Raw genomic sequence first — 13,348 nt, 5'->3', positions numbered from 1 at the left:
GTCGAGGCCGATCGCGCCCAGCTTTCGGAGATAGTTCAGCGGGTCAGGGACGGAAGACTGCGGACGAACATCGGCAAGGTCTCGTCCCTCGAAGATGCGATCGCCACCTTCAATTCGACTGAGCGACGGGCGGGGAAGACCGTCATTCGCGTCCGTCCGTGAGGACTGGGAGGAGAGAGCGCGGTTCCTCTCTCCTCGATTATCCTCTACGCGTCTCACCGGGCCGCGCGCTGAGCGATATGACGACGGGCGGCCTTTCACGTTTCAAAGGCTCTGCTCTAGGCCGTGAACCCATAAATCGGCCGCGCTGACGGCTCGCGAGCGTCCGCTATGCCCTAGTAGCGATCAAATTCGGCGTCGCAGCGAAATGATGTGATGGGCCAGCAGCTGAAATTCGCAGTAACGATCATCCAATTTGTGCACTGTTCCCGGATGCGCGGTCGAAAACAAGCTGCGCTGCCGCGAGGTCCTCGATTGCAATCCCGACGGACTTGAAAATCGTGGTCTGGCCAACCGGAGGCGCTTTCGTTCCTCCAAGAATCTCGCCTGCTTCGGCGAAGATTTCGGCCTTGGAAAGGATCACATCCCCTGACTCCTTGAGGACAGCCTCTCGAGAGTCGACGATAACGGTATTTGCTATCGTCTCGTCGTCAACTTCTCGCCATGTTGGCCGCGGTGATCCGACCGTATTGACGTGGGCGCCGCGCTTCAGCCACGCACCTTTAAGAACCGGCTCGCGCGCATTCGTGGCGGTCACGATAATATCAGCACCCCGCACGGCGCTTTCGGCATCCGTTGCGGTCGCGCCATTAGCGTCCGCGAAGTCTTTGGCGTGCTCAGGGGTTTGGCTCCAAACTCGGACCTCCCGTATCGGCCGGACCTCGCGGATGGCTTCAAGATGAGCCTTCGCCTGCACCCCGCTGCCGAGCAGCGCCAGCACCCGGCTCTCCGGCGCTGCTAGCCGATTTGTGATGGCGGCGGACACTGCCGCCGTGCGCATTTCCGTAATGAGCCGGCCGTCCAGGACCGCAAGGGGTTCACCCGTTTCGGGGCGAAACAGCAAGATCATTGCCGTGTGGGTGGGAACGGAAGTGCCGGCATTGCCGGGGTAGAAGCAAACCAACTTCAATCCCATCGCGTCGTGGGCGACAGCTGGCATGATGCCAAGATAACGCTTGCCCTCTTCAATGGTGAGCATGTTGCGAACCGGCTGGATGACGCGCCCTGCAGAGAATGCGATCAACGCCGTTTCCATGGTGGCGATGAGCGGTTTCCACGCCAAAAATCTTCGGACTTCGGCTTCGCCGAGGAACATCACCATTGCGCCCACCCGTTACAGCTCAAGCGACCCTGCGCACTCTGCCGCGCATCCATGTTATGCCCGTCGTCGAAATCGACGCAAGGTGGGCTCAGGGTCATTCGCGACAGGGTCAGACCAGCAGCAAGTTCGGCGATGTCTGTTACGCTGAAGGAAGCGGAAGTAAATTCAGAGCATTAGCAGGACCGCGACCAGCCATTGCGGGTTGGTGGCACTGTCCTGGACGTGATTCAAGCTCCGAAATCGGAGCCTCGAATCATGCGCGACGAACTCAGCACGGCGGCGGAGGCAGCCGCCAAGGCGGGCATGATCGTCTTCGCGGCTTCGGGCGACAATGATTCCTCTGACGGCGGCGCGGACCCGGCCAATGTCGATCTGCCGTCCTCCTGCCCGTTCGTGGTTGGCTGTGGCGGCACCATGAAGCCTCACGACGCCAATGCCGAAGAGACCGTCTGGAACGACGACCCCGGTAACCCGAATGGCTCGGGGACGGGCGGTGGCTTCTCTGAGCTGTTCCACCCGATGCCGGCATGGCAGGCGGGGGCGCCGCACGGACCGGGCCGCATGGTACCCGACGTCTCCGCCAATGCGGACCCATATACGGGATACAATGTCTTCGTCCACGGCCGACAAGAAGCGATCGGCGGCACCAGCGCCGTGGCACCGCTCTATGCCGGTCTGTTTGCCGCCTTCGGGCGCAAGCTCGGGCTCGTGACGCCGCAGCTCTGGCTCAACCACACATGCTTCAACGACATTACCCAGGGCGACAACGGCTATTTCCGCGCTCGCGTCGGCCCTGACCCGTGCACCGGTATCGGCACCCCCATTGCGAGCAAACTGGGCACGCTGTTCGAGGCGCTGGACAAACCCCCAGTGCACGCGCCGCGCGGCCAACGGCGAAATCCAACGAGGGCTATTTGAGCCTGCAAGCATTTCAGGTTCGAATGGAGCGATGCTTGCAGTGAATTGCCGACGTTGCCTAGCACTTAGCGCTCTGTCGGCGAGGAGGTGTTCGAAGGATGCCTCAACCTTTTGCAGTCGAGATGTGAACGGGTAGAGTGGGCGCGACCCACAGGCGTCTTCAGTCGTTGATTTCTTCACTTGCCAAGAGGCCCGACCGTAGTTCGGGTCGAGCATACTCCGCTTTGCCTGCCGACCCGCTTGTGGAATCGCGCCTCGACGAGCTCGATGGGCTGGCCGCGTCATCGGCCGAGCCGGCATCGCCCTTGAGCCACGCTGCCCCGGTGTTCCTATTATGAAATTTGCAAAAAGTCAGCATCCTGCCGTCCGATGTGGTCGACTACGACCTTGAATTGGTATTCCGGCAGCGCCGAGCGCAGATCGTTTTCCAGATCGCCAATGAAGCGGGCATTGACCTGGCAACATCGCGGGCGGAACGATCACGAAGCCGGTGGCACGTCGCATAGATTTCCCGTCCAAAGAAAAACTGGAAGCCGACGCATACTATGCCTTCAGCGTTTGGTTACGTAGGGGAAGAAATTCATGGTGCAGCGCACAAAAATATTGCTATTGGGTTGTGTCGGTTTCATAAATGAACGAGGCGTTTTTGGGGGTGTCCACTGAAGGATGGAAACTATGTCCACCGCTGAAAAAACCCCTGACACCATTGAAGGCACCGCCTTGCCGTCCTTCGATCCGTCCAAGGCTGCGGCCGAGTTCCGCGCTGCCGCTGAAAAGGGCGTCGAACAGTCAAAAGAAGTTCTTGCAAAATTCAAGGCGGGCACTGAAGACGCCCAGAAAGCTCTCGAGTCGAGTTTCGAAACCGCCAAAGCCGTTGGCAGCGATCTGTCGTTGAAGACAATTGCCGTTCTGCGCACCAACACTGAAGCCGCCTTCTCGCACTTTGAAGCCCTGGTTGCCGTTAAGTCGCCTTCCGAATTCGTTGAACTGCAGACCGCCTTCGTCCGCAAGCAGGTTGAAACGGCCGTCGAGCAGGCCAAGGAACTCCAGGCCGTCGCGACCAAAGCCGTCGAGGACGTATCCAAGCCGATCAAGTCTGCCTTCGAGAAGGCGGTCAAGGAACTCAAAGTCGCCTAGCTTTACGTCGGGCGAGAGGCGGTCCAGTTTGGCCAGTACCGGACATTTCTGCCGGCGCGCTGTAGCCGGTTGAGGTCTTCGATCGAGAGCATTGGCGAGGCCCGACGGATATCGACTATCCGCCGGGCGAGCCGCCCTTTAGTGGTGGGCGGAAACCCTCTTGACGTATTCGGACACAAGTTCCCTCGGCGCCGACTGACCGACGTCGCCGACGCTGAGGATGCCGACCATCGCATGCTCTTGTTGATCACCGGCAACCTGCGGATTTTCAGTTCCTCCATGTGCCGCATGGCCTTGGCCAGATCGTCGTCTTCGCGGCAGCAGTGAATGCCGGTCGTCATGACATCGCGCGCCGTCGCGGAGCGGCTGTCGAAACCATCCTCCGCCAGTCCTTTGCAGACAATGTCGCGGTCGGTCACCATTCCGATCAGCCGGTCGTTCTCGCCGATGGGAATCGAACCGATGTCCTCGGCCCGCATCAATTTCGCCAGTTCGCTGACGGTGGTTTCGGGGCTGACCCAGTCGACACCCTTGTGCATTGCGTCTTTGACTTTCATGGCGGACCTCCCTTTCTGAGGTTGGTGCATGTCCCTCTGTCTCATGTTACCGCGGACTGGATTTTCTGGAAACATGATGAGGTGCGCCGACACTGAATCGCGGAGCATCGACGAGTACGTTGAGAGCGTACCGATCGCCTTTCTCTTCAGACGGTCCAGCCGCCATTTCCTTCGGTACCCCCGACGCCATGCCTCGGGTTAGAAAAGTTCCTCACATTCGACACCTGCCAGTGACCGGCCGAGCGGTACGGACGCGGCGTTGGTTTAGCGCCATGGTGATGCTTCGAAGGCTTGTGATACGGATCGCCGGATCGATCGGGAAGACCAGCCAAATGGCTTCGGGGGCAAGCGGCAGGTTCAGGGGTGGAGACGGCGCGTCCACATGCGGCCGCGCTGTCTACGCACAGCCTAGCGCTCAGGGTGTTAGAGGATGGCGCATAGTTAAGTCATTCTCCGAACGACCCAGAGTGACCGGCCCGCATGAGCGATTCCGGACAACGGTCGAAGGCGAGGATCATCTTTGAGCCGCTCAGCCTCGACCACATCAAGAAGCAGGACCTGCTGATCGGTCTCGTTCGCGTTCGGCGTAATCCACCAGCGCTGATCCTCGCAGCAAAGCCCGGCCTCCGGATGTTCCTGGAGGTATTCAATCGCATATTCGGCGTCCACTTTTCTCGGTGCCGCATCCACGGACATTTGCTCTTTCCTCCGCCGTCGACGACCGCTTAGGGACTATACCTGATGATAGAGTCTGTTGCAGTGAGAACCCATCACGTCCGGCGGACGGAAGGATCGGCCGCGCTATCAGCTGCTGCCCGGCCGGCGCCCGGCGCTGTTGCCGTGAAAAAACTACCTCGCCGGCAAAGCACCGGAGGAATGGATCCGGCTTCACTCGCCATTCCGGTCTAACCGCCGGGACTGCTTTGGCCCTTCTGAGGAGCAGCACGACGGCCGAGCGACGGAGCAGGTCCGGCGGAGCGGGCAGGTGTGACTGGGGCCATCGAGAATGACAGGTGGACATTGGCTCTCGACAAAGCATCCAGAGACGCCCCTCGCGCGTGCTCAAGGCTCGATTGGCGGGCGCTGTGTCATCGCCGTTCCATCGACGATTTGAACGACCGCTATGGGGGTCTTGCGCTTTCGAATTAAGAGCAATCTCGGGCCCCACCGATCCGTCCCGAGGTAAGCGGGAGCACTCTGGTCAATGAAGCCCTCCCAGCATCATCGTGATTGGACTTCACGATCGGTTGGAGTCACGCTGGCCGCAGGTGTGAGAAGGAAATGGGTGGGCCAACTATCGTCCGAATAGGAGGCTAAAATGAAGCACCAGACGCTTGCGCAACTACAGATCGTCGCCGATATCGATCAGGTCTACCCGCGCCAGGTCATGTCGCGCAGCGAACGTCTTGAACGCTGGGCCGAGCTTCTTGAACGGAACCCTGACCGGCGCCTCTCGACGCTGCACCAGACCGAGTATCGGCCAGTTAGAGCACGCGGAGCCATGCGCGGCGACGGCTCGCCGATCTCAGTCGCTTTCGAGGATCCTGTCCTCCGCGCCGCTGGGTTGGAAGACGACAACTACGGCGAAGCGAAGTGGTTCTTCGAACTGACCGATAGGCAATTGCATGAGATCATCTGCTATTGTCATTTCGGCGCGACGGTGAACGCCGTAACGGCCGCCCATCACGTCCGTGCGGCGATTGCCGGGAGACAGCCCGGCATGTTCGCTCGGATGCGTGAGGCGTTCATCGGATAAGCCGGCGACGTTTCGAGGCATCATTGTTGAAGCGGGGCTCGCCTGAGCCGGCGGACCGCCGTAAGAACAAGGGTGGCGTATTCGAGTGGCAAAAGGTCCCTCATCCTGTAGGCGACCTCCGGGCCCGCGGCGTTGCCAGCAACGCAAGAGCCGGGAATGCACGAGCGCCCAGCTATTCCACGCAACAGGAGAGCAGCGCACACGATCCGGTTCCGGCGCCCAGTGAAGATCCACTGGGAGAGGCGGGTGATCTGACGGAATGAGGCATAGCTGGACGGATTGGGCGCCGAGCACCCAAGCCCGGCGTCGGCTTCGATCTCCCGCGCACGTCAGAAAAGTGGCGGTCAGGCCATCTTTGCCAATATCTTGGTCATATCTGCCGTGTCGAATGCCCTCAGCGTCTCAGTTCTGATGTTGCCCATTGATGCGATTGATAAGGCTAGTGCGGTCGCAGCAATGTCATCCTCTGCTTCAGCAATCACCACGACATCATGTTTGCCAAGCGTCCACAACAGTGTGTGAACCTTGACCCCGCTTTTGCTGGCCATCGCCTTGAAGGCCTCAGCCCGCTTCTGAGTATCCTTTATAGTCCTGATGCCTTGATCGGTGAAATTCGACAGTAATACGTATTGAGCCATTGGTTCCTCCCACAATGGGGAACCGCCGGGCGCTCACGGCGCGTCCGCCGTTTCCCGGAACCACGATAACACGAGCCGGGTGCGCGAACCACAGGCGGTCAAGAAACGACAACGGCGCTCGGTGGCGTGTCGACCACAAAGCACTTCTTCGTTGCGGCATCGCGCCATGATGTGCGGCGCACTGTCAACGACGTCCAATGGCAGAATCGCGATCTGCTGCAGTCGGTTCATCAATCGCCGGATTCCCCAAGGGGTGGGTCATTCTCGATCAGTTGCGGAGAAGATCGATTCCAATCTGTACGAGGCAGCCGAGGTGGCAGATATTGGTCAGCAGGCGCGCCGTCCACATGACCTGGACCGCCGGGTCGAGACGGCCGACATGAGCGGACAAAGTCCAAGCTATGGCTGCCATGAACCATCGCGTCGTCACCGTGTTCGGTGGAACCGGGTTTCTCGGCCGCCGCGTTGTTCGGCATCTCCGCAACGGTGGGTTTTTCGTTCGGATCGCATCAAGACATCCGGACCGGGCTGAGAAGTTGTTTAGTTCCGATGATCCGCAACTCCAATCGGTCGAAGCCAACATCCACAATGAGCGGGCGATCGCCGATGCACTTGCCAGTGCTTACGGAGTTGTAAATGCGGTCAGTCTTTATGTCGAACAGGGACAGGAGACCTTTCATTCCGTGCATGTCGAGGCGGCTCGGCGAGTTGCTGCCCAAGCGCACCGGGCTGGCGTCGAACGGCTCACTCACGTTTCAGGAATCGGCGCCGATGTTGCCTCGCCATCGCTCTACATCCGCAAGCGTGGAGAAGGCGAACAGGCGGTGCGTGCCGCGTTTGCTGACGCCACCATCATCCGCCCGGCGGTGATGTTTGGACCGGATGACGCGTTTCTGACCATCGTCCTCAAACTCCTCCGCCGGCTTCCAATCTACCCGATGTTCGGTCGCGGGCTGACGAGATTGCAGCCGGCCTATGTGGGCGATGTGGCAGAGGCGACCGCAAGAGCGCTGCAGGGGACGCAAATGCATGCGATCACCTATGAGTGCGGCGGTCCTTGCATCTACACTTATGAGGAATTTCTCAGAGCCGTTGCGCACCAAGCCGGCCTTAAACCCATACTGGTCCCAGTGCCATTTGCCGCTTGGCACGCACTCGCATGGGGCGCGGAAATGCTTGCGAGTCCCCCCGTCACTCGCAATCAAGTGGAACTGATGCAGGTCGACAACGTGTCGTCGCCACAGATGCCCGGATTTGAAGAACTTGGCATTTCGCCGCACCCGGTCGAGGAAATACTCCATGAGATGTTGCGCGATCACTGATCAACGAGCCTTCTTCCGCACTCAGGCGCCATGATTGAGTGTCAGGAAATCGCGCTAGCCGGCCGATCATGAATGCGAACTTCTGGACCCGCTCCGGTCGTTGGGGGTGCCGAGCACCTCTCTACGAACCGACGATGAGGTTGATCTTCGCGGCCATGATGAAGTCGTTCTCGTGCAATCCCTTGATCTTGTGAGTCTGCAGCGAGACTGCCGCATAACCCCAGCCGAAGCAGATGTCGGGATGATGCCCTTCTTCTTCCGCCAATCGTGCAACTTTGTCGACGAAGCCGAGCGATTGACGGAAATCCGCAAATTTGAAGTTGCGGCGTAGCAGGCGCGCCTCCTCCAGTTCCCAGCCAGGGGTCTGGGACAGATAACCCTCGGCTGCCTCCGGCGTCAGCGGCGGAACGCCGCCGCGGCAGGGCGTACAGGTTTTCTGAGCAATACCATCGGTCATGACAACCTCCCTTCGTGCTCATTTCGGGTGCAGCGATCGCGTTTTTCACCTCGCCCGGTATTTGCTCGCATAGTGCTTGGCGAGAACCTTGCGGATCTGCTCGGCAAGCCGCTTGTTGCCGGTTGTCGCCCGCGCCTTGTCATCGCCTTTTTGCAGCTTCGGCAGATCGGCGCCCGGGCCTCGTTTCATTGACTTGCGCATCGCAATAGATCAACGCCGCAACGGACAACCGGTTTCGTTCAAAGGACGATCTCCACAGTACTGCCGATCGCAAGGCCGAGCTGGCCGTCCGCGCGCCCTTGATTGACAACAATCTCGGCAAGCCCGTTCGAGTTCTCGTACCAAAAGGCTGTGCCAGGCAGCCGATCGCTGAAGGTCGTCGCGCCATCCAGCACGCGATCTGCTGCGCTGAGCCTTGCGCCTGCCGGCAGCCTGGCCGCCCTCAGGCCGGTCATGGCATTGCCGAAATGGTCGATAAGACGATCTCGGCGAGATCCTCCGGCCAGTCTCTACGGCGATCTGCTTCATCCAGGCGTGGCCTGGCGGGTGGCGGCTCACCGCGTGCCAGCATGGCCGCGACCGGGGCAAATAGGTCACGCCCGTGGAAGCTGGCTGACAGGCGCTCTGGCTTCCAGTCGATATCCCAGCTCAGTGTCTCGGCCGCGCGGCGCTGGATCAGCTCGAACAGGCCATTGCCGGGGCCGACATACCAGCGACCGTCGGCCTCGACGATGACCGACGGGCGCGTCCCTCCGACGCCAGGATCGACGACACAGAGAAAGACGGTTCCCGCAGGAAACCACTCCGCGTAGGCCGCCAGCAGGTAGGCCGACGCCTTGGGATTGCCGACCGGCGCGTCGGAGAAGAGGTCGATCGCGGGGATGCGCGGCGCCATCTAGTGCAACATAGCCTTCATCTGACCCGTGTAGGGGCCGTGCAAGCCGAAATCCGTGAACAAGACAATCATGGGCGGGCGCCGACTGCGCTGCGATGGACATACAAATAGTCGGCCGGAAGGCGCATCCGCCGGCAGGCCTGAACGGCCGGGCTGGTTTCCATAACGAGGCGATCCGTCAAAGCCCCTGCCTGCCGGACTGCCGCGACTTCCCAGGTGTGCAAACCGTGCCCGGTGAGACCCATCAGCGCCTGTACCCAACTGGGCACCAGATCAACGGCTGCCGCTACCAGCAGGTGCTGCGCCGGCCTTAGCGGCAGCGGCAGGATAGGCGCCGAACGCATGATGGCGAGAAATTCGAGCACAATGGCCGAGCGCTCCAGCCGTCCGGCTGTCGCATGGAACAGCGCTTCAAGCTCGGCTTCCGATCCCGGCGCGCCCGTGGCGCCGAAAAGGCGTGCGGCGGGAACGCCCTCGGCATAACAGCGGTCGCGCTCCGATGCGGAGAGCTGCCGCACATAGGTGTGATAAGCTTGGACAAAGCCGTACGCGGCCGTGCCCTGAACCCAATTCAGAAGGTCGGGGTCATTGGCGCAATACGTCGCGCCAGACGATGTCACGCCTGCGACCCGGTCGTGTATACGCCGAACGCGGGCGATCATGGTCTCGGCCGTGGTGCGGGAACCGTAGATCGTCACCAAGGCAGCGAGCCCCGTGCTGTGCAGTCGCCGAATTGGATTCAGGCGGAAAGACGTATGCTCCCACACGCCAGTGCGCACGCGCGGTTCTGCAAGCTCCATGATCACGGCGGTGACGCCACCGATGAACAGCGAAAGCGGGTTCTTGAACACGCGCCACGACACGGAGTCCGGCGATATCAGTCCGGCCTCGCCGATCGGTCGCGAGAAATCGATGTGAGGCCGGTCGCCGGGCTGCAGCACCGCCCGCGTTATCGTCTCCAAGAGGCTTTGCAACGGCCAAGGCAGGACGATCGGCGTGGTCATGGCAACGAGCGCCATTCACAAGAAACGCGTGCTTCCAAGCAGTGCAGTTGGGCCGCTGGACGCACCTGGCGAAACTACGGCCACTTTCTGCGGAGCTCCTTCGCGCACCGTAGCTCAATTGGATGACCGTGCCCACCACCAGTTCACATTGTCGGCCAGGACAGCGTAAGCCTTCCCCTTGGCGCAGTTCCGACGCCGTACCAAACTGCCCGCTTTCTCGGTCCAGGGTCTGCTGCAACCAGGCAACGTCCCTGTTAGCCGCGCGGATGAGCTGGAAACGGCGGATCTGGAAGGGCACCAGTTCGAGCGCGACCAGATGGCTTCCAGGACCAAGGTCGGCGATATACATCAGGGCAAGGTCAGGCCGGAATTGCCCGTGGCGTTTGATGCCTTCATAGTCATTCAGGAAGTCGCCGCAGCCATAAAGAATGAGGCGGTTCCGGTACACTTCGATGGACTTGGCATGATGCGATGAGTGGCCGTGAACGATGGATATGTCCGCCCTGTCGATCAGTTCGTGGGCGAACCACCTTTGCTCCCTCCGGGATTTATTCGCCCACCAGTCCGGTTGCAATCGACGTGAACCGCGGCAACAAGTTCGCATTCTGGGCCGTCAACGCCGGCGGCGATTTCGCTTGGTGGGCCGCCGAGAATATCGCACCGTCGATACTCATTCGCTTTGTCGGCGTTCGACCCGCGCTGATAGCGGCTGCGCCCCCGGCCGAGAGGGGCCGCATCATGAGCTTCGTCAGGAGCGTTGAACCGCTGTCGGCGCGCTTCCCCGGAATCAATATCGACAGCGCCCCCGAGTTACATGAGCTGCCGTTGGCAAAAATCACTGCACCGACAATAATCATCTCCGCGCGCGACGACCTGTTTAACACGCTGCCGGCAGCCGAATTCGCAGCGGCCAAGATCCCCGGTGCCAAGCTGGTCGTCTACGACACCGGCGGACATCTTTTGGTCGGACGGGAGCAGGAGGTTCGCAAAGCAGTCCGCACCTTTCTGGCTGCCGCGGGCCTGATCATCCAATAGCCTGAGACGATCGATTGCGTTACCACCGCCCCACCTGAAGGAACAGTCGCAAAGCAAGGGGGCGGACGCAACGAGCAGTTCAGCGTTGATCCGCATCACCAGGCCTACCGTGCGGCAAGATGGTTGCCCCTTCGGCCTTCCCGTACGGCCAGCCTGGCCCTCGAGTTGGCCGCTAACCGCGAGAGCGGTGTTGCTCCTTGAATGCAAGAGGCGGCTTTCTAACACGGCTCTACCGAAAGCAGATCGTTCGCTTTCGGCCCCCGAACGATCGCTGCCTCTCTGCGGCATGGCACATCCGGCTTGCGACTTTGCCCTAGGTGTTAGGGGCGCGCCGGGATAGCATATGTGCGGATTGGGGTGTGCGATGACAGAAGTCTCGATACGCCGAGCGGACTTCCTGATGGTCCTCGCTTATGCGTCGGACCTCGCGACAGGCCATTCCCGCGACTTCGCGCTGAAATCTTGCGTGCTTGCGATGCGGATCGCCGAGGTTGCCGGCGTTTCCGATGAGGTTCGTCGCAATGCCTACCACCAGTCGATGCTGCGCTATGTCGGTTGCAACGCCGACACCGACCTCTTGTCGGCAACCTTCGGCGACGAGATCGCGCTCCGCCAGGATCTTGTCGGTCTCGACATGGGCAACCGTGCGGAACTGGGCAGGGTCTTCGTGCAGGCCTTCAAGCGGTTATATTACGATCTCGACCCTGATGCGCAGGCCAAGGCGATCGAGGCGGCGATGTCGCAGGCGCTCGCGGTGGCCCGCCCGGTGCTGATTGCGCATTGCGAGGTCGCGCAGCGGATCGGCGAGCGGCTCGGCCTGTCCGACGAGATCCGGCGCAATCTTGGACAGATCTACGAACGCTGGGACGGCAAGGGCCTGCCGCGCGGGCTGAGCGGCGAGGACGTCCTGCCGGCCGTGCGCCTGATCACATTGGCGCAGGATGTCATTGCGCTCAGCGATGCCATCGGGATCGACGCGATGGCCGAAACCATTGCCGGTCGCGCCGACGGCGCCTACGAAGCGGAGCTGGCCCGGCTCGTCTCCGCCAACGCGGCGGTGCTGATGGAGGGCATTGGCGCGACCGTCGATCGCGAGACGATCCTCGCGCTGGAGCCCGACCCGCCGGTGACACTGGATGAGGCGGCTTGCGACGAGGCATTTCTCGCCATCGCCGACATGATCGACATGCGCATGCCTTTCACGCACGGCCATTCAAGGATGGTGGCGGAACTGGCCGAGGGTGCTGGGACGGGGATCGGGCTGCCGGCCGCCGACGTCCGCGCGCTGCGCTGGTCGGGCTGCATCCATGACATCGGCGAACTGGTGGTGCCGGTGGCGACCTGGATGCGCAACGGTCCGCTGTCGGTCCGTGAGCGGGACGCCGCTCAGCTGCACGCCTATTACGGCGAGCGGGCGTTGGCCTCGTTCGGTCGCCAGAGCGATGCTATGGCCGGGCTCGTGCTTCGCCATCACGAACGCCTGGACGGATCGGGCTATCACCGCAAGGTCGGTGGCTCCGACCTGTCGCCGGCGGCGAGGATCCTGGGCGCCGCCGAGGCGTTCCAGACCTCGCGGGAGGAACGCCCGCACCGCAAGGCCCTGTCCAGCGAGGCGGCGGCGGCGCAGCTGCGCGCGGCCGTTCGCGATGGTTGTATCTGTCCCGACGCCGCCGAGGCTGTGTTGGCCTTTGCCGGGCAGCCGTCGCGCCGGGCGCCGCCTCGGCCGCTGGCCGGCATGACGCCGCGTGAGATCGAAATGCTGCGCCTGATCGCCGCCGGCCTTACGGCGAAGGAGGCGGCCCGGAAGCTGGATATCTCGCCCAAGACCGCGGACCATCATATCCAGAGTGTCTATTCCAAGATCGGCGTGACCACCCGCGCCGCCGCCGCGCTCTACGCGGTCGAGCACGGCCTGGTCCGACCGGGCGAAACGCAGGCATAGGGAATACACCCCATGTGCGCCCGCCGCGAGGCGCGCATCGTGATCCTGTCGACGGACCAATGGTGGCCGCGACCGACAGGAGGGTAATCCAATGCTGCTTGCAACGACCAAGGTGGCGGACGTCGACCGCTTCATCCGTATCTTTTCGACCAAAGGGGCCGACAAGCGCCGGCTGCACGGCTCGAACGGCGCAACCGTGTTCCGCGACCCGAGCGAACCCGACCGCGTGTGGGCGATCTTCGACTGGGATGCCGAGGGCTGGAAGAATTTCGTGTCGGATCCGGAGGTCCCCTCGATCCTGCAGGAAGCCGGCCATGTCGGCAAGCCGCAGGCGGCACTGCTGCTCGGCCGCTACGACGCCTGACC

At 61.7% G+C, this 13,348-nt stretch carries 17 protein-coding genes and 3 pseudogenes; 9 read left to right on the top strand and 11 right to left on the bottom strand.

Annotated elements, in window-relative coordinates:
- Nucleotides 1-162 (top strand): annotated as a pseudogene (locus tag ACWGS9_RS30545) (NADP-dependent oxidoreductase); the annotation flags it as partial.
- A 244-nt stretch (nucleotides 163-406) separates the two neighbouring features.
- Here ACWGS9_RS30545 and ACWGS9_RS30540 read toward each other — a convergent pair.
- On the bottom strand, nucleotides 407-1,321 hold the full coding sequence (locus tag ACWGS9_RS30540) for an ornithine cyclodeaminase family protein (RefSeq protein ID WP_454508735.1): 915 nt from the start codon (nucleotides 1,319-1,321) through the stop codon (nucleotides 407-409).
- Between the two features lie 255 nt (nucleotides 1,322-1,576).
- Between ACWGS9_RS30540 and ACWGS9_RS30535 the strand changes: the two genes are divergently transcribed.
- Entirely contained in the window at nucleotides 1,577-2,239 is a 663-nt protein-coding gene (locus tag ACWGS9_RS30535) for a S8/S53 family peptidase (protein WP_454508734.1), read from the top strand.
- Between the two features lie 675 nt (nucleotides 2,240-2,914).
- On the top strand, nucleotides 2,915-3,376 hold the full coding sequence (locus tag ACWGS9_RS30530) for a phasin (RefSeq protein WP_454508733.1): 462 nt from the start codon (nucleotides 2,915-2,917) through the stop codon (nucleotides 3,374-3,376).
- 138 nt (nucleotides 3,377-3,514) lie between these two features.
- On the opposite strand, the pseudogene ACWGS9_RS30525 reads toward ACWGS9_RS30530, so the two are convergent.
- Nucleotides 3,515-3,933 (bottom strand): annotated as a pseudogene (locus ACWGS9_RS30525) (CBS domain-containing protein).
- A gap of 441 nt (nucleotides 3,934-4,374) precedes the next feature.
- On the bottom strand, nucleotides 4,375-4,629 hold the full coding sequence (locus ACWGS9_RS30520; protein ID WP_454508732.1) for a hypothetical protein: 255 nt from the start codon (nucleotides 4,627-4,629) through the stop codon (nucleotides 4,375-4,377).
- A 622-nt stretch (nucleotides 4,630-5,251) separates the two neighbouring features.
- Here ACWGS9_RS30520 and ACWGS9_RS30515 point away from each other — a divergent pair.
- A complete protein-coding gene (locus ACWGS9_RS30515; protein WP_454508731.1) occupies nucleotides 5,252-5,689 on the top strand; it encodes a hypothetical protein in 438 nt (145 codons plus the stop codon).
- Nucleotides 5,690-6,033: 344 nt separating this feature from the next.
- Here ACWGS9_RS30515 and ACWGS9_RS30510 read toward each other — a convergent pair whose 3' ends face one another.
- Both ACWGS9_RS30510 and ACWGS9_RS30505 read right to left on the bottom strand, forming a co-directional pair.
- Nucleotides 6,034-6,327 carry a GYD domain-containing protein gene (locus tag ACWGS9_RS30510; RefSeq protein ID WP_454508730.1) on the bottom strand — a complete coding sequence of 98 codons (294 nt, stop codon included), beginning with the start codon at nucleotides 6,325-6,327 and terminating at the stop codon, nucleotides 6,034-6,036.
- Nucleotides 6,328-6,360: 33 nt separating this feature from the next.
- Entirely contained in the window at nucleotides 6,361-6,558 is a 198-nt protein-coding gene (locus tag ACWGS9_RS30505; RefSeq protein ID WP_454508729.1) for a hypothetical protein, read from the bottom strand.
- A 170-nt stretch (nucleotides 6,559-6,728) separates the two neighbouring features.
- Here ACWGS9_RS30505 and ACWGS9_RS30500 point away from each other — a divergent pair, with 170 nt between their 5' ends.
- Complete coding sequence (locus ACWGS9_RS30500; RefSeq protein WP_454508728.1) at nucleotides 6,729-7,649, top strand: complex I NDUFA9 subunit family protein; 921 nt, start codon at nucleotides 6,729-6,731, stop codon at nucleotides 7,647-7,649.
- A gap of 121 nt (nucleotides 7,650-7,770) precedes the next feature.
- Here ACWGS9_RS30500 and ACWGS9_RS30495 read toward each other — a convergent pair whose 3' ends face one another.
- The 5 genes from ACWGS9_RS30495 to ACWGS9_RS30475 form a co-directional block, all read right to left on the bottom strand.
- The gene (locus tag ACWGS9_RS30495; RefSeq protein ID WP_454508727.1) at nucleotides 7,771-8,106 is read right to left on the bottom strand and encodes a 4a-hydroxytetrahydrobiopterin dehydratase; all 336 of its coding nucleotides are present in this window, start codon (nucleotides 8,104-8,106) and stop codon (nucleotides 7,771-7,773) included.
- Nucleotides 8,107-8,151: 45 nt separating this feature from the next.
- Nucleotides 8,152-8,295, bottom strand: coding sequence for a hypothetical protein (locus ACWGS9_RS30490; protein WP_454508726.1), 144 nt, complete (start codon nucleotides 8,293-8,295; stop codon nucleotides 8,152-8,154).
- A gap of 50 nt (nucleotides 8,296-8,345) precedes the next feature.
- Nucleotides 8,346-8,561 carry an SAM hydroxide adenosyltransferase gene (locus tag ACWGS9_RS30485; RefSeq protein ID WP_454508725.1) on the bottom strand — a complete coding sequence of 72 codons (216 nt, stop codon included), beginning with the start codon at nucleotides 8,559-8,561 and terminating at the stop codon, nucleotides 8,346-8,348.
- A complete protein-coding gene (locus ACWGS9_RS30480; RefSeq protein WP_454508724.1) occupies nucleotides 8,558-9,001 on the bottom strand; it encodes an SAM-dependent chlorinase/fluorinase in 444 nt (147 codons plus the stop codon). The genes ACWGS9_RS30485 and ACWGS9_RS30480 overlap by 4 nt, the downstream gene beginning before the upstream one ends.
- Before the next feature lie 68 nt (nucleotides 9,002-9,069).
- On the bottom strand, nucleotides 9,070-10,005 hold the full coding sequence (locus ACWGS9_RS30475; protein ID WP_454508723.1) for an oxygenase MpaB family protein: 936 nt from the start codon (nucleotides 10,003-10,005) through the stop codon (nucleotides 9,070-9,072).
- Between the two features lie 178 nt (nucleotides 10,006-10,183).
- Between ACWGS9_RS30475 and ACWGS9_RS30470 the strand changes: the two genes are divergently transcribed.
- Nucleotides 10,184-10,480, top strand: coding sequence for a hypothetical protein (locus ACWGS9_RS30470; protein ID WP_454508722.1), 297 nt, complete (start codon nucleotides 10,184-10,186; stop codon nucleotides 10,478-10,480).
- Here the strand turns inward: ACWGS9_RS30470 and ACWGS9_RS30465 are convergent.
- Nucleotides 10,460-10,609: pseudogene (locus ACWGS9_RS30465) on the bottom strand (hypothetical protein); the annotation flags it as partial. The gene ACWGS9_RS30470 and the pseudogene ACWGS9_RS30465 sit on opposite strands and share 21 nt — an antisense overlap.
- On the opposite strand from ACWGS9_RS30465, the gene ACWGS9_RS30460 reads away from it, so the two are divergent.
- The 3 genes from ACWGS9_RS30460 to ACWGS9_RS30450 all read left to right on the top strand — a co-directional run bounded on the left by ACWGS9_RS30460 (nucleotide 10,585) and on the right by ACWGS9_RS30450 (nucleotide 13,346).
- On the top strand, nucleotides 10,585-11,040 hold the full coding sequence (locus ACWGS9_RS30460; protein ID WP_454508721.1) for an alpha/beta fold hydrolase: 456 nt from the start codon (nucleotides 10,585-10,587) through the stop codon (nucleotides 11,038-11,040). The pseudogene ACWGS9_RS30465 and the gene ACWGS9_RS30460 sit on opposite strands and share 25 nt — an antisense overlap.
- A gap of 475 nt (nucleotides 11,041-11,515) precedes the next feature.
- Nucleotides 11,516-12,982, top strand: coding sequence for an HD domain-containing phosphohydrolase (locus ACWGS9_RS30455; protein WP_454508720.1), 1,467 nt, complete (start codon nucleotides 11,516-11,518; stop codon nucleotides 12,980-12,982).
- 91 nt (nucleotides 12,983-13,073) lie between these two features.
- Nucleotides 13,074-13,346, top strand: coding sequence for a hypothetical protein (locus ACWGS9_RS30450; protein ID WP_454508719.1), 273 nt, complete (start codon nucleotides 13,074-13,076; stop codon nucleotides 13,344-13,346).
- Nucleotides 13,347-13,348 lie beyond the last annotated feature (2 nt).

It is taken from the genome of Mesorhizobium sp. Arg314, assembly GCF_053714275.1.
The sequence above is the reverse complement of the archived record's forward strand: the minus strand, read 5'-3'. Positions and strand labels throughout refer to the sequence as shown.